The sequence below is a fragment of the Lewinella sp. IMCC34191 genome, assembly GCF_003390935.1.
Lineage (GTDB): Bacteria > Bacteroidota > Bacteroidia > Chitinophagales > Saprospiraceae > Neolewinella.
In genome coordinates this window covers 67376-84885 of record NZ_QNQZ01000001.1, presented here as the reverse complement: position 1 = coordinate 84885, position 17510 = coordinate 67376, and the positions used below count along the sequence as shown (strand labels likewise).

General features: G+C 57.6%; 16 protein-coding genes. 6 read left to right on the top strand and 10 right to left on the bottom strand.

What is annotated here, in order from left to right; translation table 11 throughout:
• Nucleotides 1–169: 169 nt before the first annotated feature.
• Nucleotides 170–2965 (bottom strand): PD-(D/E)XK nuclease family protein, encoded by a 2796-nt coding sequence (locus DRW39_RS00305; protein WP_116105004.1) that lies wholly within the window; start codon nucleotides 2963–2965, stop codon nucleotides 170–172.
• Nucleotides 2965–3345, bottom strand: coding sequence for an START-like domain-containing protein (locus DRW39_RS00300; protein ID WP_116105003.1), 381 nt, complete (start codon nucleotides 3343–3345; stop codon nucleotides 2965–2967). The genes DRW39_RS00305 and DRW39_RS00300 overlap by 1 nt, the downstream gene beginning before the upstream one ends.
• A gap of 195 nt (nucleotides 3346–3540) precedes the next feature.
• Here DRW39_RS00300 and DRW39_RS00295 point away from each other — a divergent pair, with 195 nt between their 5' ends.
• The 3 genes from DRW39_RS00295 to DRW39_RS00285 all read left to right on the top strand — a co-directional run bounded on the left by DRW39_RS00295 (nucleotide 3541) and on the right by DRW39_RS00285 (nucleotide 6164).
• Nucleotides 3541–4410: an RNA polymerase sigma factor RpoD/SigA gene (locus DRW39_RS00295; RefSeq protein WP_099104997.1), complete on the top strand. Its 870-nt coding sequence runs from the start codon at nucleotides 3541–3543 to the stop codon at nucleotides 4408–4410.
• A gap of 69 nt (nucleotides 4411–4479) precedes the next feature.
• Entirely contained in the window at nucleotides 4480–5022 is a 543-nt protein-coding gene (locus DRW39_RS00290) for a TrmH family RNA methyltransferase (RefSeq protein WP_116105002.1), read from the top strand.
• A 104-nt stretch (nucleotides 5023–5126) separates the two neighbouring features.
• Nucleotides 5127–6164 carry a hypothetical protein gene (locus DRW39_RS00285; protein ID WP_116105001.1) on the top strand — a complete coding sequence of 346 codons (1038 nt, stop codon included), beginning with the start codon at nucleotides 5127–5129 and terminating at the stop codon, nucleotides 6162–6164.
• 20 nt (nucleotides 6165–6184) lie between these two features.
• Here the strand turns inward: DRW39_RS00285 and DRW39_RS00280 are convergent, their stop codons facing one another.
• Nucleotides 6185–6928, bottom strand: coding sequence for a hypothetical protein (locus tag DRW39_RS00280; protein ID WP_116105000.1), 744 nt, complete (start codon nucleotides 6926–6928; stop codon nucleotides 6185–6187).
• A 238-nt stretch (nucleotides 6929–7166) separates the two neighbouring features.
• Between DRW39_RS00280 and DRW39_RS00275 the strand changes: the two genes are divergently transcribed.
• Complete coding sequence (locus DRW39_RS00275) at nucleotides 7167–7592, top strand: VOC family protein (RefSeq protein WP_116104999.1); 426 nt, start codon at nucleotides 7167–7169, stop codon at nucleotides 7590–7592.
• 68 nt (nucleotides 7593–7660) lie between these two features.
• On the top strand, nucleotides 7661–8899 hold the full coding sequence (locus DRW39_RS00270; RefSeq protein ID WP_116104998.1) for a hypothetical protein: 1239 nt from the start codon (nucleotides 7661–7663) through the stop codon (nucleotides 8897–8899).
• 19 nt (nucleotides 8900–8918) lie between these two features.
• On the opposite strand, the gene DRW39_RS00265 is transcribed toward DRW39_RS00270, so the two are convergent.
• From DRW39_RS00265 to DRW39_RS00245, 4 genes are all read right to left on the bottom strand, one after another.
• Nucleotides 8919–10094: an AIR synthase related protein gene (locus tag DRW39_RS00265; protein WP_116104997.1), complete on the bottom strand. Its 1176-nt coding sequence runs from the start codon at nucleotides 10092–10094 to the stop codon at nucleotides 8919–8921.
• A 1119-nt stretch (nucleotides 10095–11213) separates the two neighbouring features.
• On the bottom strand, nucleotides 11214–12080 hold the full coding sequence (locus DRW39_RS00255) for a cation diffusion facilitator family transporter (RefSeq protein WP_116104995.1): 867 nt from the start codon (nucleotides 12078–12080) through the stop codon (nucleotides 11214–11216).
• A gap of 26 nt (nucleotides 12081–12106) precedes the next feature.
• Nucleotides 12107–13237, bottom strand: a complete 1131-nt coding sequence (locus DRW39_RS00250) for an ABC transporter permease (protein WP_116104994.1) — start codon at nucleotides 13235–13237, stop codon at nucleotides 12107–12109.
• Complete coding sequence (locus DRW39_RS00245; protein WP_116104993.1) at nucleotides 13234–14586, bottom strand: ABC transporter permease; 1353 nt, start codon at nucleotides 14584–14586, stop codon at nucleotides 13234–13236. The genes DRW39_RS00250 and DRW39_RS00245 overlap by 4 nt, the downstream gene beginning before the upstream one ends.
• 102 nt (nucleotides 14587–14688) lie before the next feature.
• Between DRW39_RS00245 and DRW39_RS00240 the strand changes: the two genes are divergently transcribed.
• A complete protein-coding gene (locus tag DRW39_RS00240; protein WP_116104992.1) occupies nucleotides 14689–15324 on the top strand; it encodes an LON peptidase substrate-binding domain-containing protein in 636 nt (211 codons plus the stop codon).
• On the opposite strand, the gene DRW39_RS00235 is transcribed toward DRW39_RS00240, so the two are convergent.
• The 3 genes from DRW39_RS00235 to DRW39_RS00225 all read right to left on the bottom strand — a co-directional run bounded on the left by DRW39_RS00235 (nucleotide 15321) and on the right by DRW39_RS00225 (nucleotide 17501).
• Nucleotides 15321–15728 carry an HIT family protein gene (locus DRW39_RS00235; RefSeq protein ID WP_116104991.1) on the bottom strand — a complete coding sequence of 136 codons (408 nt, stop codon included), beginning with the start codon at nucleotides 15726–15728 and terminating at the stop codon, nucleotides 15321–15323. The two genes, DRW39_RS00240 and DRW39_RS00235, sit on opposite strands and share 4 nt — an antisense overlap.
• Complete coding sequence (greA, locus tag DRW39_RS00230) at nucleotides 15728–16201, bottom strand: transcription elongation factor GreA (RefSeq protein WP_116104990.1); 474 nt, start codon at nucleotides 16199–16201, stop codon at nucleotides 15728–15730. Before greA ends, DRW39_RS00235 begins: the two co-directional genes overlap by 1 nt.
• 235 nt (nucleotides 16202–16436) lie before the next feature.
• Entirely contained in the window at nucleotides 16437–17501 is a 1065-nt protein-coding gene (locus DRW39_RS00225) for a PorV/PorQ family protein (protein ID WP_116104989.1), read from the bottom strand.
• Between the last annotated feature and the right edge of the window lie 9 nt (nucleotides 17502–17510).

The window sequence follows — 17510 nt, the reverse complement described above, 5'->3', positions numbered from 1 at the left end:
GGGCCGGTGTTGCCTACCTGGAAACCAAACCGGGGCAAAAGAACCTCAGCGCGGCCTTCCGCAACATCTTCAGCGACCTCGGCAAGGTGACTTTCGGCCTGTTGGTGAGCATCGCGCTCGTGTACATCATGCGCTACCTGACCACCGGCACCTTCATGGAAATTACCGGTTAACGAATCAGCCCGATTAAACTTTTATAGTCATCGAAGGGCGAGGTGTCGTCCTTCATTTCCAACAGGCTATCGTGCGATAAGTCCTGGTACAGATCTTCCAGGAAGGGAACGGTTTCCCGGCAGCGGACCTCGATTCGCCCGTCGGCAAACTGCTCCCAGCGCCAGTCGAAGGTCTGGCGAATTTTGGAAAGCGTCTCCTTCTGGACCGCTACGAAATCATCGTCAGCCGGCACCGTGTCCGCTCCTTCAAAGGCCAGTTCGTTGCGGCAGATCATCAAGGCGTCGCGCAGGATGTAGTAAGCCGTATGGACGCGGTCACTACCCTGCTGGCGTAAGAATTCGGCGTAGAGGCTAAGTTGAATATCGCTGCCGTTGCGGAGGAGATTGCGGAAGACGGTTTTCCCCCGCCACTTGAGGTCGACTACGGCGCACTCCCGGATGCCGTTGCGTTCCCGTTCGAGCACGAGGTCGGCCCGACCCTGCACGGCTTGTCCGCCCATCGGCTTGAGTTCTCCTCCGACCTTTTCCTCCGATCCCTTAATGCTCCAGCCATTCTGCTGGATGTAGTTGATGAGGGTCCAGGCGGACTTCTTCATCGTAATGAGGAATTGGACCCGTTCCGGTTCCTGGCCGTACTCCAATAATACGGCCCCCTGTTGGCGGAGTAATCGGGTAGCGTTCTCATCGAGCCACCGCTCGACTTGCTCTTTATTCCACTGTTCGTCAGCCCGCGTGATTTCCTGCAGCAACTCATCCACGAAGAGGTGGCTGAGATTTCCCCGCAAACGATTTTCATTTGCGATGGATAAAATCGGGGTGGACTTCAACCGGAGCTGGTGTCGGAATACCCACTTATGGGGATAATACAGCAGATCGTCAATAGAGGATGGCGTCTCCTCCTCCCGCGCGGTCATCGCTTCCGGGCGGGAAAGATGCACCAGGGGCACCGGCGGAGAGAGTTGGCGGATGCTGATCGGCTCGAAGTGCGGAAGAGTAAGCTCACTGAAAAGGTCTTCCGGGCGGCCGCCCTCGTCGATGCGGACGGTTATCCGTTCGAGACTATCGCCACTGAAGGCCGCCTCCAGATCCCCCATCAGGCTATGGCTTTCCATCTCGGAGCCGTCCACGCGCTGAGGGACGCAAAGAACCAGTTGTTTCTCACCGTTCAATACCGGCTGCAGGTTCTGCCAGTGACGCAGCCTGTTGCGTTGATCGGGAGTAACCAAATGGCAACCCTGGCCGCGTAGATAGTCCAGTTCCGGTGGGTAATAGCGGCTGAAGAAGTACGTCGGATCCGTCTCAATAAAATCCCACCAGACCAGCCGGTCGAGCGGATCCTGACTGTCGGGCGCGATTCGGGTAACCGCCGCGGGGTGGAAACAGACCCGCAATGCCCCCTGCTCCGGCTGTCGGAACTGGGTAGGGGCAGGCTGGTAGATGGTCCGTACGAGACGCTCCACTTCGAGGTAAGACAGATCCGCCTCGGGCTGAGCGTCCAATAGTTCGGTGGCCCGTTCGGACTGGGCGGACAGGACCAGTAGCCCGCTCTGGTCCTTATCGTCTTCGTAAGCTTCGAGTGCCCAATTGCGCAGGAAAACGAAGAGGCTGCGGACCTCACTTTTCGGAACTCGTCCGTCGCGGGGGAAGCGGCGTCTCCGGAACCAGAAATCGTACTGTTCCCGGGCGCGGCGCAGTCTTCCCGCCGGATAGCGGCGCTGCTCCATTTCGCGGAAGGCTTCTTCTACGGTAAAGTTCCAGCGGTTGCCAAACAGCCCCGGGGTATCGGCCAGATGTACCGCGAGCCGTTGGCCCAGCCGGCGTTCCAACGGCTTATTAACAAGGCTGACGAATTCCATGATGCGCTCCACCTCTACGGGATCCCATAGGAAGGCAGTTACCAGCTTCAGCACCTGCAAACTTGGACGTGCCAGGCTGGTGGATGGAATGCCCATGCTCGGCAGCCCCTCCATGATCAGCGCATTGTCCAGGGTCTGGTTGCGGACCGTCATCAGTACGCCGGGGCGCCACGTAGGATTATCCCGTACGGTCCTTGCCAGATAAGCGGCAAGATGTGTTTCCCGTTCGGCACGGAGCAGAACCAGGCTTCCGTCACCCCGTAGCTCGAAAGCTTCGGTGTCGGTATCATCGTCCAGGCTGGCCAGCAGCCGCCGTTGCCAGCGGTGTAGGTCGAGGTCACCCTTTATTTGCGGCAGCTCGGACTGGTAACTGATCTGGTCACCGGCTTCCCGGAGTCCTTCCAGCAGTCGGCGTACACTGCCCGGCAGCAGGTTCGCGGGTTCGTTGACTACGATCCGGTGCGTAGGATGATTACGCGACTTCAGCGCGGCTAGCAGGCGGTTCAGGCGGTCCGCCAGGCCGGGCAGCAGTGGCAAATCCCGCTCCGGTTCGAGCAGTAGGGCTTCCAGCTCGTGCAGGACGGCTATTCGCTCGGGTACGTCGCCGTTGGTGGGATGGTGTAGCTGGTAACCGTTTTCCAGTAACTCGTCGCGGCGGGAAAGCAATTCCTCCGCGGTGGCGATCTTATCGGCGCGGAAGGCAGCGGCGTAGAAAGGTAAGGGGCGGTCGCCGTCTTCCAGATGCTGCTGCAGAACTTGGCGGTACTGCTCGATGCGTAGGGCATCGCGGTTGGCGGGGCTGCGGCTGAGAGCGTAAAACTTCTCCAGGTACTGTACCAGTGCGGGGTAGTCCAGAAACAACTCTTCCGTCGAAGTGGCGGCCGGATAAGGCAGGATCGGCCCGGAGAAACTCAGGCCCAGGTATACCGTGATCATTATCCGCCCATCTCTGCACGCATGCGCGTCAGCTGCGTGTCCCAGAGCGCTTTCTGATCCTCTACTTCGTCGTCGTCGGCGAAGTCGGTGACGTAGACGATGGTTTCACCCGTGACCGGGCTTTTGGTGATATTGAATTCGAGATACTCGTCCTCATCGTCCGCGTCTTCCCACGCAAAACGGACCATGTCCCCCTCACTGTCTTCAATCAATTCGGCAGCTTCCGGCGAGCCGCTCCAAACAAAGGTGTAGGTACTATCGTTGATATCAACTTCATCACAGAACCAGCGCGTCAAACAGGCCGGATCGGTGAGAAACTGGTAGACAATACTGGGCGAGGCACGAAAAATGAACTCGGAGGTAAACTTAACACGTTCCATATCAGGGGCTTGGGAAAAAGAGTGTCGGGCAAATAAGGTAATATAAACGAGACTACCAAAAGTTTATAGCCCCCCAACCTATTGTTTCCTTATAGTGTTACCTACTCGTTATGTCATATTGAGCCCGCAGGGTATTGATTTAGTAGCATTTATCCCGTAATTTTGCGGCCAATTTCAGAAAACGTCCCCCTATAGATGAGACAGCTTAAGATAACGAAGTCGATAACGAATCGCGAAAGTCAGTCGCTTGAAAAATACCTGCAAGAAATTGGTAAAGTAGACCTGCTGACCCCCGAGGAGGAAGTCGATCTCGCCAAGCGGATCAAACAGGGCGACCAGATTGCTCTGGAAAAGCTTACCAAAGCCAACCTGCGCTTTGTCGTCTCTGTAGCCAAGCAATACCAGAATCAGGGCCTCAGCCTTTCCGACCTCATCAACGAGGGCAACCTCGGTCTGATCAAGGCCGCTCAGCGCTTCGACGAGACCCGTGGTTTTAAGTTTATCTCCTATGCCGTATGGTGGATTCGCCAGTCCATCCTGCAAGCCCTCGCCGAGCAGAGCCGGATCGTCCGTCTACCCCTGAACAAAGTAGGTAGCCTGAACAAGATCAATAAAGCCTTCAGCCAGCTCGAGCAGACTTTCGAGCGGGAGCCCAGCAGCGAGGAACTCGCCGAACAGTTGGAAATCAACGCCGACGAAGTGGAAACAACGCTCGGCGTCGCCGCGCGACACGTCAGTATGGACGCCCCCTTCGTGGAAGGTGAAGACAACAGCCTGCTGGACGTACTGGCCAACACTGCTACCCCCGGCACCGACTCCGCCCTGGAGTATAAAGAATCCCTGCGCCGCGAGATCGACCGCAGCCTCGGCACCCTCACCGAACGGCAGTGCGACGTCATCAAGCTCTACTACGGCATCGGCGTCGAGCACCCCATGAGCCTCGAGGATATCGGCGAGAAATTCGGCCTGACCCGCGAGCGGGTGCGCCAAATCAAAGACAAGGCCATCAACAAACTGCGTGGGGCTAATCGCAGCAAGTTGCTCAAGAATTACCTGGGTAACTAGTCTGTAAGTCTTTCAGCCTTTTAGTGGGGCCTCTCCGATGAATCGGGGAGGCCCCATTACATTTGCGGTATGACTGGACAGCGCAGAAAGCGAACGATGGCGGAACTCAAGAGAATGTCGCCGCAGGATTTTACCGCCGCGAATAAGCTACCGTTCGGCTTGATCCTGGATGATATTCGCTCGGCCAACAACGTCGGCAGCCTTTTCCGGACCGCGGACGGTTTTGCCCTCGGCCACGTCTACCTCTGCGGCATCACCGCTACCCCACCCCACCGCGATATTCTGAAGACCGCCCTGGGGGCCACGGCAACCGTCTCCTGGTCTTACCACGAGGACTGCGTGGATCTGGTAACCGAGTTATTGGGCGGCGGAGCGCAGGTACAATGCCTTGAACAAACACATGGAAGTACGCCATTGCAAGACTTTCGTCTGGCCGATCCGCTACCGCTATACCTTGTCGTCGGAAATGAGGTTAACGGCGTTCGACAGGAAGTTATCGATGCCGCCAGCGGAACCATCGAAATACAGCAGTTCGGTACCAAGCACAGCCTGAATGTTGCCGTCAGCGCGGGCATGGCGGTTTGGGAGATCAGTCGGCAGGCCAGAAAATAGCGCCGCTCGCACGCCAACTCACGATGAGCCACCATCTGTTAATGGGAAGTAGCCTACCCCGCCCCCCCACTTACGGAGACGCTTCCGGATACATTAATTGCCCCATGAAAGTATTCTTGTCGCTCTTTCTGCTGATCGGTACGACAGCATTGCAGGCTCAGGCTGATACCACCTACTCCCCGCCCATTCCCCGCATGGAGCTGAGCGACCTGGCCGGCTATTATATCAACCTCGATTGGTCGCCGGCCCAGTGGGATTCTTTACAGGGAAGCCTGGTGGAACTAGCCTTCTATGTTGATGAGATTGGGGAGCCCTACCTGAATTACGCCCGGGGTTTTGAAAGCCCGGCCATTTTCGATCGGCTGGTGGAGGCGACGGGGCGGCTGACCTACTTCGAGCCGGCTAAAAGAGGAGACTCCCCGGAAGGCGGTGAGTATCTGTTCTGGATTACTTTCCCTCGTTTCGGAGAAGGCCAATTTCAGTGGGAAAGAATCTACGGTAATCTACCGGCCAAGATGAATACGGATAGTTTACGCAAGAGCTTCTACCGTAGCCGGAACGCGGTGTTCGTGGATATGAATATCTATTACAGCAATTACACGGGTAATGCGGGCACCTACCTCAGCGGTGGCTTCGGGCTAGACGTCACCATCGGCGGTCGGTGGTCGGATCGAATAGGCGCGGGCGTGATATTGGGTCTGGAAGGTAACGACCGTCACCGCAGCTTTCCGGACGACCCCTTCCCGGAACGCGACGAGTGGAGTTCGGGCTTATTTGCCGGCGGTATGCTCGATTACCTCCTGCTCTTGCGAGACAAATCTTACCTGTCCGTACGGCCGGAGGTTGCCTACGGCCTACTCAATGCCGCCAACCGTATCGACCCGGATGACGAGGAAGGATGGGTGCAGTACCGCGGCCTGCACACCGGCGTGGTCATCCACTATTCCTTCCGCCTGGGTAAGTACGTACCAAACCTTCCGTTCAGCAACGACTATACGTCGGCCCGCTTCAATGCCTTCGGCCTCGAAACGGGGTTCCGCTACCGATACTACGGCGACAAAGCCGGGACGGGCGGCTACTGGTTTATCGGCCTGGGTTGGCGTTTCGGCCGGGACGATTTCCGGCGAAACGGGACGCGGTAGTGTTTATTCATCCGGACTTTCTAGAACCCGATTCCGAAGAGGATGCCGACTTGCTGAGCCCGTAATTCGGGGAAGTGGCGACTCCGAGGGTCTTGCTGATCGGGTTCGACTGGTCTCACGGTACTCGCGGCAGCCCAATCGTAGCATAACTCGAGATACCACTCGTAGGCCGGATCATCCTTCACCAGGAAACCGATGCCGGCGTTTAGAAAATTAGTGACCGGAGATTCCAGCCGCGCATCCGGCATCAGGGTGGGTTCGGGCTGATTCTCCAATACACGATAATTGCTGTTGCGGGTATGAACGGGAATCAGCCAGGTGGTTCCCCCCTTCAGGTATATCCTCCCCTTCCCTATCGGAATGAGGCTTGCGCGTACTTCAAGTGGTAGCTCGACGTACATATCGGAATAATCCAGTCTATTGAACCAATTGATCTCGTCCCCGGGGGTGTTGGGCGGGAAGTTCTGCCGGACATAGCGGTCGTAAGTGCTCGCCAAGCGAAAACTACGGGTACCCAATCCGAATCCGGCACCAATACCTACGTGTTGGCCCAGGTTTCGTCTTGCCAGGAGTCGTACGGACTGGCTGCTTTGATTCTCGGAGGTGGTGTAGTCTCTGCCCGTGACGATCTTCGTGAATACCCACGATACACGCCCTTCGAGAAATAACCACGGCGAATCTTCTATTTCTGAAGAAGGGTTTTGCTGAGCGTAAAGGGAAAATGATAGGGCAAAAAAAAGCATGAGGAACAGTCGGAGATGCATGTGTCGGCTTTAGGTTTCTATAAGTTAGGGTTATAAACACGGGGGGGCAAGACCTTATTAAATATTTAACCTTGCTCCCAAAGCGGTACGGCTACCGACCAGTGCTACGACACCGGCAAATGTCTTCGAAGACTCTGGTCGTTACCCCAAACCCATTCCGGCTTAGCAGTGTCCGCATACTAGCGCGTCATACCGTAGCTTTCCGGCGATTTTGTCGCCCTTCAAAAGCCGTTCTCCTATGCAACCCTTCCATTTAGCCGCCCCCGTCGATGACCTCGAAGCCGCCCGCCACTTTTACGGAACCGTACTCGGCTGCCCCGAGGGGCGTACCGATACGGAGTGGATCGACTTCGACCTTTTCGGTCACCAACTCGTGGCCCACCTTGCCCCTAAGAAGGAGCAGCCCGATCACCGCAATGAGGTAGATGGCAAACACGTGCCGGTCCCTCACTTCGGCGTAGTGCTCGAATGGGAGCAGTTCGAAACCTTTGCCGAACGGCTGCGCGGTCACGGGGTCCAATTCGAGATCGAACCCTACGTTCGCTTCGTAGGGCTACCGGGGGAGCAATACACCATGTTCTTCTATGACCCGGCGGGCAACGCCCTGGAATTTAAGGCCTTCAAGGATATCTCGCGGCTGTTTGCCAAGCAATTGAACGGCTGAAGTCAAGAGCGATTGGCGAGCCGGTCGACAGGCATTATTTTGAGTGACTCCTACTACCCTGTTCCGACATGACTTGGCTTCGTAACACCGCTTACGCCTTCTTGGTGCTTCTCCTCCTACCCTTTCCGTTTGTGGTAGGCGACCTGCTTAGTGGCGTCCGATCCTACTACCATCAGCTTTACGACCCCCTGGTTAGTCTGGTTGGCCGCTACTTGCTCGGTACCGGGCCCGTTATCCGGTACACGGATAACGGTAGCGGCGACGGACTGTACAATTGGGTATACCACCTTACCGTCCTGTTGCTAGCTGTCGTGGTGGGTGGACTGATCACGCTAATCTGGAAAGACCGGCCGCGGCGGTCCGTCTGGTCCCGCTGGATCCTTCTGCTGGTGGCCTTTTCCCTATCGTATTACATGTTAATCTACGGCTTATCGAAGTTGTACCGCATGCAATTCGTACGCCCCTTTCTAACGTCGTACTACGAAACCTACGGACGATCCTCCCCCATGCACCTGCTATGGACGTTCATGGGTTACTCCCGGCCCTATGTCATTTTTACCGGTCTGCTGGAAGTTATCGCCGGTGTGCTTCTGCTACCCCGGCGGACCCGCACCGCCGGTGCGCTGTTCACGCTGGGTATTATGAGCCACGTCTTCATGTTGAACGTGAGCTACGATGTACCGGTGAAGGTCTTCAGTGCTCAGCTTATTCTTCTGTCGCTCGTCATTATATGGTCTGACCGAACACGATTATGGGGCTTTATAACCAATCAACCGATAGCACCCCACCCCGCCCGCGGCCCACAGCTTTCTATACGGGGAGACCGAATACTATCCGTCGCGAAGTATACTATCATTACCGCCCTTTGTTTTTTCACGATCCGGTCGAGTCTGGCCATGATGGCTGATTTCCGACAGAAGTCACCCCTTTACGGGGTTTATGAGGTGGCCGAAATGCAAATTAATGAGGAGGTGCTGGCGCCATTGGTCACCAATACTCGCTATTGGAAGCGCATAATCTTCGACCGCGCTCATTCCGCCGTCGTGATCCTACTCGATGACACCATCGTCCCCTATAGATGTGATATAGACTCCAGTCAGCAAAACTTGCAGTTGCTACATATGAGCACCGGCGAGTTTTACATGGCACTACATTACAACCTGACGGATACCGGCATGGAGCTAAGCGGCCGCACCGATAGTGAAACGGTATCCATTCAAACCGAGGCGGTAGATGTCCGTTTGTTCGGCATCAACCGGGGACTACACTGGGTCAACGAAGTTCCCTTCAACCGTTACCAGCAGTAGTTTTCTATTACCGTGGAGACTATTCGGTGTATGTTTCCACTCCTTCGGGCGTGGTAACGCGCACTTCCGCTTTTTCGCCCAGTTCTACGTGGCCGATCACGCGGGCATCGATGCCGAATGCCGTGGCGATGTTGATTACCGTCTGCGCGTCCCGCTCCCCAACGTAAGCCTCCAGCCGGTGGCCCATGTTGAATACCTGGTACATTTCCCGCCAGTCCGTGCCGCTCTCCTTGCGGATCAGGTCAAAAAGCGGGGGAACGGGAAACAGCTTGTCCTTTACGACCACCACGTCCTCGTCGATGAACTTGATGACCTTGGTCTGCGCTCCACCGGTGCAGTGGATCAGTCCGCTGATGCCGGGCCCGACTTCCTCCAGTAACCTTTTCAAAACCGGCAAATAGGTCCGCGTAGGGCTAAGCACGAGCTTCCCTACCGTAGTCTTTTGTCCGTCAACCGTTATGGCTTCGGTCAGCGAGCGGCTTCCGGTGTAGACCACCTCACGCGGTACCTCCGGATCGAAGCTTTCGGGATACTTCTCCGCGTAGTCCTTTTTAAAAACATCGTGGCGAGCACTGGTCAGGCCGTTGCTGCCCATTCCCCCGTTATAAGCATCCTCGTAGGTCGCCTGCCCGTAGCTGGCCAACCCGACGATGACATTGCCGGGGCGGATGTAGTTTACGATCACTTCATCGCGTCGTAACCGGGCGAAGGTAGTGTAGCCCACGTCGATCGTTCGGACGATATCGCCGACGTCGGCCGTCTCTCCCCCGGTAAGGTGCAGTCCTACTCCCTGCTCGGCCATCCGGTCCTTGAACTTCTCCGCCCCCTGAATGATCGTCTTAAGGACCTCCCCCGGGATACGGTTTTTGTTCCGCCCGATCGTAGAAGAAATCAGGATATTGTTGACGGCACCGATGCAGCCCATATCGTCCAGATTCATCACCAGGCTATCCTGGACGATGCCTTCCCACACACTCAGGTCGCCGGTTTCCCGCCAGTAGAGGTAGGCGAGGCTGGTCTTGGTGCCCGCCGTATCGGCGTGCATGACGTTGCACCACTCCTCGTCGCCGCCGACCACGTCCGGCAGGACTTTACAGAAGGCTTTCGGGTAAAGTCCCTTATCAAGACCTTGAATAGCCTGGTGCACTTCGGATTTGGTGGCGCTCACGCCCCGCTGCTCGTATTTACTGGACATGGGGCAAAGGTAGTCAATGGGTGCGGGCTTCGGAACGCTCTGCCTGCTTCTCTTGTATCCGGACACCACGAGGTCAAGCGAGCTCTCGCGGGTCTTGGTGCTATTTCCGGACGGGGAAGCAGCTCAGGACCTCGGAGTGTGGCCGTACGAAGTAGGCGACCTGCGAGTGTCCGGCATCCGGTAGCAGCGCAAGACCTCGGAGCGTGGCCGACCCGGACACCACGAGGTCCTACGTACACTCGCGGGTCCTGATGCTATTTCCCGAAAGGAGAAGCAATTCAGGACCTCGGAGCGTGGCCGTACGAAGTAGGCGACCTGCGAGTGTCCGGCCTCCGGTAGCAGCGCAAGAACTCGGAGCGTGTCCGACCCGGACACCCGGACACCACGAGGTCCTACGTACACTCGCGGGTCCTGATGCTATTCCCCGAAAGGGGAAGCAGTTCAGGACCTCGGAGTGTGGCCGTACGAAGTAGGCGACCTGCGAGTGTCCGGCCTCCGGTAGCAGCGCAAGACCTCGGAGTTTGCCCGACCCGGACACCACGAGGTCCTACTTACACTCGCGGGTCCTGGTGATTTTCCCGAAAGGGGGAAGCAGCTTAGGACCTCGGAGTGTGGCCGTACGCAGTAGGCGACCTGCGAGTGTCCGGCCTCCGGTAGCAGCTGAGGACCTCGGAATGTGGCCGACCCAGACACCACGAGGTCCTACGTACTCTCGCGGGTCCTGATGCTATTTCCCGAAACGGTAAGCAATTCAGGACCTCGGAGTGTGGCCGTACGAAGTAGGCGGCCTGCGAGCGTCCGACCTCCGGTAGCAGCGCAAGACCTCGGAGCGTGTCCGACCCGGACACCACGAGGTCCTACGTACACTTGCGGGTCCTGGTGCTATTCCCGAAAGGGGAAGCAGCTCAGGACCTCGGAGTGTGGCCGTACGAAGTAGGCGACCTGCGAGTGTCCGGCCTCCGGTAGCAGCACGAGAACTCGGAGCGTGTCCGGCCTCCGGTAGCAGCGCAGGGCTTCAAAAAGCCACCGAAGCCGGATGGTAATCATCAAGCCTCCGGCCAAGAACATGTTTTCTACCTGCGCTCCGCCGCAAAATTGGACGTAGGCGGTCCGGATGCTTTAAGCCGGTTCGATGTGGATGAGTACCTGCCCGAGCTGGGGAAGGGCGCCGCGTAGTTCGTCCTGTAGGCGGTGGGCGATGTCGTGTCCTTCGCGGACGGTCAGTTCGCCGCGCACGTGGGCGTGGAGGTCAATGTGGTAGCGCATCCCCGATTTACGGACGTAGCACTTCTCGGTGTCTTCAATGCCCTCCACGCGCTGGGCGATTTGCCGGATTTCCTCGATCAGGTCGTCGTGAAGGTGCTCGTCCATGATCTCGCCCAGGGCGGGGCGAAATATGAGGTAGGCATTGTAGAGAATGAAGGCGGAGGCGAAAAGGGCGGCCCAATCGTCCGCGCTTTCGTAACCCGGTCCGCCGATCAGGGCTATCGTGATCCCGATGAAGGCGGTTACGGAGGTAATGGCATCGCTGCGATGGTGCCACGCATCGGCCTGGAGCGAGCTGCTCCCGCTTTCGATACCCCGTCGGAGTACATAGCGGTACGAAATTTCCTTCCACAGGATAATGACGCCCAGGACGATAAGTGTCCAGCTTTCGGGCACCTGGTGGGGTGTCTGGATATGCTCGAGGCTTTCGAAGGCGATCACGGTAGCCGAGAAAACGAGGAAGGCAACCACCATGAAGGTGATAAGCGGTTCGATTTTCCCGTGGCCGTAGGGGTGGTTGTCATCCGCGGGTCGGCGGGCGTAACGCAGACCGAGCAACACCATAAAGGAGCTGAAAATATCGGTGGTCGACTCGATGGCATCAGCAATCAGCGCGTAGGAGTTGCCGAATAAGCCGGCAACCCCCTTGATGAGCGCCAGGGCGGCATTCCCAACGATACTGAAGTAGCTGGTCCGGATGGCCAATTGCTCGTTGTCCATTCGTCAAAGATACGGCGGAGGGGGTCCTACTCCGACCGGTGCAGACTATTGCAGGCCAGTACGGTAAGCGTGAGGAGTAGGCCCGGAAAGACCGCCAGCCACCAGGCGAATGGTAAGCTCCTGGCATCGTGTAATAGACTGCCCCAGGTAACCTGATCAGCAGGAACGCCGATCCCCAGGAAGCTCAGCATGGCTTCCGCCAGGATGCTTGTCCCGACCATGAAGGAGGCAACGACCACTACCGGACCGGTAGCATTCGGAAGGGCATGCCGGATAAGTAGGCGCAACTCCCCTACCCCACCCATACGTGCCGCTGCGATGTAGGGTAACTCGCGTATCCGCAACAGTTCGGCCCGAAGGAATCGCGCGATGGGCGTCCAGCCCAGCAATCCGATGATGACTACCAGCAAGTAAAGCGGCGGACGGACGAAGAACGACAGGATAGCAATGAGCAAAACAAGCCCCGGTATACTGACGGCCAGTTCCAGCAACAACAAGACGAGCCAGTCAACCGGCAGTCCGCCAGCTTGTCGCCACCAGGCGAACTTCCGACGTAGCGGCCATAACACCATCCACAAGACCGATACGGCCACGGCAACCGTAAGCAGCAGCATCAGGATAAACAGGAATCCGAAGCCAACCAGCGGCAGCAGACAGGCAACGGCGTAGCTTATCCCCACCACCGATCCGAACCCGATGGCTATGCGGTTTGCCCGGCTAAGCTGGAGGCCCGAGTTTCCGAAAAACCCAGCCACCGCCCCTAACGGGATTCCGATCAGGAGGGATATCATCAGGCTTCCCAGGCCCACGAAGACAGCCACCCTCGTACCGTTGATGAGCCCCGCGAGGGTATCGCGACCGAAGTTGTCCGTACCCAGTAAATGGCGTGACGCCCCGGCAGGCGGGGTCTCGAAGGGAGGGACGACGGACTGATCGAAATCGGTGGTGGAAGCATCAAAGGGTACCGGAGGCAAGAGCACCCACTCCGCCGGCCCGAGGGTGCGCGTGGCAAAACGGTCCGACTTGAATACGGCGGGGAAATAGACGCCCTCCGGGTAGACGGACACGAGGGGATAGTCATTTGCCAGGACATTAGCCAGCAGCGCAACGGCCAGCATGAATCCGAGAAAATAATATGCCCAACGTCCACTCCTCATCGTGGCGGATGTTTACCGAGCTTGACCCGGGGGTCAAGCAGCGTATATCCGACGTCAGCCAACACCAGCCCGATGACGGTAAGTAAGCCGTTGATCAGGACCAGCGCGATGATCACCGGCCAGTCACGGGCATTCGCACTGCGGTAGAGCAGTTCGCCCATTCCGGGCAGGTTAAAGATCTGCTCGATCAGGACACTGCCCGCAAGCAGACCCGGTAAAAGACTACCGAGCAGCGTAACGAGCGGGAAGGAAGCGTTTCGGAATATGTGTTTCCAGAGCACTTCCCCGCCCGAGAGTCCCTTCATGTAAGCCGTCCGGACGTACGGGCGATCCATTTCTTCTATCGCGGCGGAGCGCAGGTGACGAGAAACATAGGCAAAACTCGGGTAGGCCAGACAAAAGACCGGAAGCAGCAAATGGGCGGCCCGTATGCGAAAGGCCGTGAGCCAGCTAGCGCCATCCGGGACGAACCCGTAGCCCATACTGGTACTCGGAAATACGTTCATGCCGAAGGCCGGCGTAGTGAAAAAGTTAGCCAGTAAGGTCGCAATCCAGAATGCCGGCAGGCCAAAAGCCAAAAAGGTGATGAAAGTGGTCCAGCGATCGAAAGCGGACCCGCGGTAGTTCGCCATATACAGACCAAGCGGTACGGCCAACAGATACACCAGAAAGAGGGTAACCCCGTTGAGAATAGCTGTCCCGGGTGCGGCCGCGGCAATTTTCTCCGCTACCGGTCGGCCGTCCGTATAGGAGACCCCTAGATCCCCGCTGAGCAGTCCGGTCAGGTAGCGGTGATATTGATTACGGGTACCATGCCAGGTGAAGCGGGGAATGAGAATTCGTTGCGTAGCGGGTTCCGAGATCATGCTTCGGTAGGCCGCCAGCAGGTTAGCGGCATTGGCGTCGCCCTCGATTCGGTCCAGCTCCCGGCTGATGTATGCCGGATCCGTGCGCAGTAGTATGCGCCGGGCGGCGGCCGTGATGGGGCCCGCGTTGGATTTGGCCGCGCGGGTTAATTCCTTGTAAAAGTCTTGTACCCGGGGCCAGTTGCCATATTGCAGAGCCAGTTGCCTGATCTGTAAACGACGGCTACGGGGTATGATGCGGTGAAGGGTATCGGGTAAAGCGGCATTGCCCAGGGTGAAGTAAAAAACGGGCAAATCGTAACCCAGGCGGCGGGACTGCCGGCGGTAGGTTCTTTCGTACGCTTCGGGGTCGTTCAATCCCGGCCGGATTCCCTCTACCGTCATCCGGTCACTTACCGGGTCGGTGGGGATGGCGCGCGACAGGGCGAAGCAGACCAGACTCAGCAGAAAAAGACTGAGGGGCAGGTAAAGCAATTTCTGCAACCCGTAGGTGAGCGTATGATTTTTGAGAGACAGTGGGTAAGGTGATCGGGTTAATCGAATACAAAGTAAGCAACTTAACGGGGATATGCGTTGTGCCCGTATATGCAAACGCTGGCCCTTTTTCCGCTCCAACTCGTCGTCTATCCCGGCGAATCGCTTAATCTACACATTTTCGAGCCTCGCTACCGCCAACTGGTAACCGACGCCGAAAACGAGGGTATACGCTTCGGCGTACCCACCGTCATCGATGGTCAGCTTCAGCCCATTGCCACAGAAGTGTCGCTGGAGGAAGTGGTCAAACGCTATCCCTCCGGGGAAAGCGATATCCGCACGACGGGAACGCGTGTCTTTCGCATCGAAAACTTTCAGCGGGAAGGGCCGGATAAGCTCTATCCATCCGGCCAGGTCGAATTTCTCGATCCCGAGCACGAAGAGGAGAATGTGCAACTGAACCGGGAAATCGTTCGGCTAACCCGTCAGATCTACCGGCGGTTGAACATCGACCGGGCGATCAGACCGGCGGAAGCAGGCTTCCAAACCTACGAGATCTGCCACTACGTTGGGCTGACGCTGGAACAGGAATACGCCCTGCTAACGCTGCAGTCGGCGGAAAAGCGGCAGGCTTACCTACTGAATCACCTGAAAAAGATCAAGCCCCAACTCGGTGATCCGCTAGGCATCCGCGAGCGGGCGCAACTCAACGGTCACTTCAAAGATCTACTGCCCCCCGACTTTTAGTCCTGGCCCGTGGAGTCAATAGCATCCGCAATTTCCCGCCGCAGCTCTTCCATACGCTCGTCAGTTACGGGCACCACCTTACCGAACCGGAAATCCCCTTCTTCCCGGATGGGAACCAGGTGCAGGTGCGCGTGGGGGACCTCCAGCCCTAGGACGCCATTGGCTATGCGCTTGCAGGGTACGGCCTTTTTGAGCCCCCGGGCGACTCGCTTAGAGAAGAGCGTGAGAGCAGTCAGTTCGTCATCGGTGAGATCGTAGTAGTAATCCACCTCCCGTTTCGGGACGCAGAGCGTATGGCCCTCGTGCATGGGCCGTACGTCGAGGAAGGCGATGAACTCCTCGTTCTCGGCCACGATATGGCCGGGAATCTCCCGGTTGATAATGCGGGTAAAGATGGAGGCCATCAGATCGCGATGTTTTTGATCTTGAATTGGATCACGCCATTGGGGGTCTTGACCTCCGCGACGTCGCCAACGGACTTACCCAGGAGCCCCTGCCCCATCGGGCTGTTGACCGAGATCTTTTTGTCCTTCAGATTGGCTTCGCTTTCGGCAACGAGCTGGTAGACCAGGGAGGCCTTGTTCTTTACGTTCTCGATGGTGACCTTGCTCATGACCGTAACCTTGCTGGTATCGAGCTGACTCGAATCCAGGACGCGCGCGTTAGCCATCACTTTTTCGAGCTCGTTGATCTTCATTTCGAGCAAGCCCTGGGCGTCCTTGGCCGCATCGTACTCGGCGTTCTCGGACAGATCGCCCTTCTCGCGCGCCTCGGCGATGGCCTGGGCTACCTCCGACCGACCGGTGGTCTTCAGTTCTTCCAGTTCCTTACGTAGGCGATCGTATCCTTCCTGCGACAGATAATGTGTTCCTGCCATGGTGTTTGTATTTCGGCATCAAGCAGTCAATTCTAACCCTCCCGCATGGGGACCGGATTAAACCTGCCTGACGTTGGTGATGCCGTCCGACCGAATTACCGAACGGAACGGCTGTAAATAATGCGACGCTCCTACGGGAAGTAGGAACGCCAGCTAAAGGTTTTATACTGCAAATATAGGGAAAAGTTGATTGGTGTGGTACGTGGGGTGCGGGGTGCGGGGTCGGGGTGCGGGGTTAGAAAGATAGCGACAGGCCGATGTTGTGCGTCCCGTTGTAGATGCGGGTGTTGCGAAAGGCGTAGTCGATGCTGAAACTGCGGGTAAGGTCGCCGCGGCGGAGGGGGACCTTGACGCCAACACCGGCGCTGATACCGTCGTAGAGGGGCGATTCGTCGGCGAAGGTGCCTTCGCTTTCGTCGGCGGCCTCCAGGTCGGTACGGTAGCCGAAGCGGGCGGTGAACTGTTCGCGGAAGGCGTATTCGAGCCCGGCACCTACCTGATCGCGGCTAAAGGAGTTGGCGGTGAAGTTACCCATGAGGGTGACGCGTTGGTTTTCGACGCCGCCGAGGAAATCGTAGCTGGCTCCGATATTCAGTACGGAAGGCATTTCGAAGCTGGCGGCGCGCTGATCGAGCGTTAGGTTGTAATCGGCGGATGGGTCCGGATTGGGCGCCGTGGTGGCGAGGGCCTGGCCGCCGTAGGTCATGCGGCTACCGAGGTTTCGCAGGCTCAGACCGAATTTGAACTCGTCGTAGTCACCGGTCACGTACTGGACGCCGGCGTCGATGGCGAAACCGAAGGAACTCACATCACTGCTGGCCTCGCTGACTCCCCGCAGGGTGATGCCAACGGAAACCTTATTCTCGAAGCGGTGGCTGTAGGTCAACCCCACATTGATGAAACTCAGGTTGAGCTGCGCGCCGGTACCTTCCGGTTGGGAGGTAGTAGTCACGGCGATATCCCCGAAATCCAGGCTCATCACGCTAAAACCGATGGCACCGTTCTCCCCGAGGGGGCTGGTGACCCCGGCGGCCTGCATGGAGATATCCGTTCCCTGCAGGTAATTGGCGTAACCGAGCATGACCTGGGTGCCGGCGAACCGGCTTACCCCGGCGGGATTGAGCCGCATGGCCTCCACGCCGCTGATGTACGATGTATTAAGGGTATGCAGACCAGCGGAAGGCGCCCAGGGGTTCATCAGCAACTGGGTAGCACCGGCTTCTCCCTGCCGGTCGGGGTTGCCCGCGCGCAAACCGGTCCAAAGCACACTGACCAGAAAAACGAGGTAAAACTTCTTCATAGTTGGGGC

What these genes read in the sequence shown, in the direction of transcription:
- DRW39_RS00305 (WP_116105004.1), bottom strand. Translation starts at nt 2,965, where the DNA reads ATGATCACGGTATACCTGGGCCTGAGTTTCTCCGGGCCGATCCTGCCT.
- DRW39_RS00300 (WP_116105003.1), bottom strand. Translation starts at nt 3,345, where the DNA reads ATGGAACGTGTTAAGTTTACCTCCGAGTTCATTTTTCGTGCCTCGCCC.
- DRW39_RS00295 (WP_099104997.1), top strand. Translation starts at nt 3,541, where the DNA reads ATGAGACAGCTTAAGATAACGAAGTCGATAACGAATCGCGAAAGTCAG.
- DRW39_RS00290 (WP_116105002.1), top strand. Translation starts at nt 4,480, where the DNA reads ATGACTGGACAGCGCAGAAAGCGAACGATGGCGGAACTCAAGAGAATG.
- DRW39_RS00285 (WP_116105001.1), top strand. Translation starts at nt 5,127, where the DNA reads ATGAAAGTATTCTTGTCGCTCTTTCTGCTGATCGGTACGACAGCATTG.
- DRW39_RS00280 (WP_116105000.1), bottom strand. Translation starts at nt 6,928, where the DNA reads ATGCATCTCCGACTGTTCCTCATGCTTTTTTTTGCCCTATCATTTTCC.
- DRW39_RS00275 (WP_116104999.1), top strand. Translation starts at nt 7,167, where the DNA reads ATGCAACCCTTCCATTTAGCCGCCCCCGTCGATGACCTCGAAGCCGCC.
- DRW39_RS00270 (WP_116104998.1), top strand. Translation starts at nt 7,661, where the DNA reads ATGACTTGGCTTCGTAACACCGCTTACGCCTTCTTGGTGCTTCTCCTC.
- DRW39_RS00265 (WP_116104997.1), bottom strand. Translation starts at nt 10,094, where the DNA reads ATGTCCAGTAAATACGAGCAGCGGGGCGTGAGCGCCACCAAATCCGAA.
- DRW39_RS00255 (WP_116104995.1), bottom strand. Translation starts at nt 12,080, where the DNA reads ATGGACAACGAGCAATTGGCCATCCGGACCAGCTACTTCAGTATCGTT.
- DRW39_RS00250 (WP_116104994.1), bottom strand. Translation starts at nt 13,237, where the DNA reads ATGAGGAGTGGACGTTGGGCATATTATTTTCTCGGATTCATGCTGGCC.
- DRW39_RS00240 (WP_116104992.1), top strand. Translation starts at nt 14,689, where the DNA reads ATGCAAACGCTGGCCCTTTTTCCGCTCCAACTCGTCGTCTATCCCGGC.
- DRW39_RS00235 (WP_116104991.1), bottom strand. Translation starts at nt 15,728, where the DNA reads ATGGCCTCCATCTTTACCCGCATTATCAACCGGGAGATTCCCGGCCAT.
- greA (WP_116104990.1), bottom strand. Translation starts at nt 16,201, where the DNA reads ATGGCAGGAACACATTATCTGTCGCAGGAAGGATACGATCGCCTACGT.
- DRW39_RS00225 (WP_116104989.1), bottom strand. Translation starts at nt 17,501, where the DNA reads ATGAAGAAGTTTTACCTCGTTTTTCTGGTCAGTGTGCTTTGGACCGGT.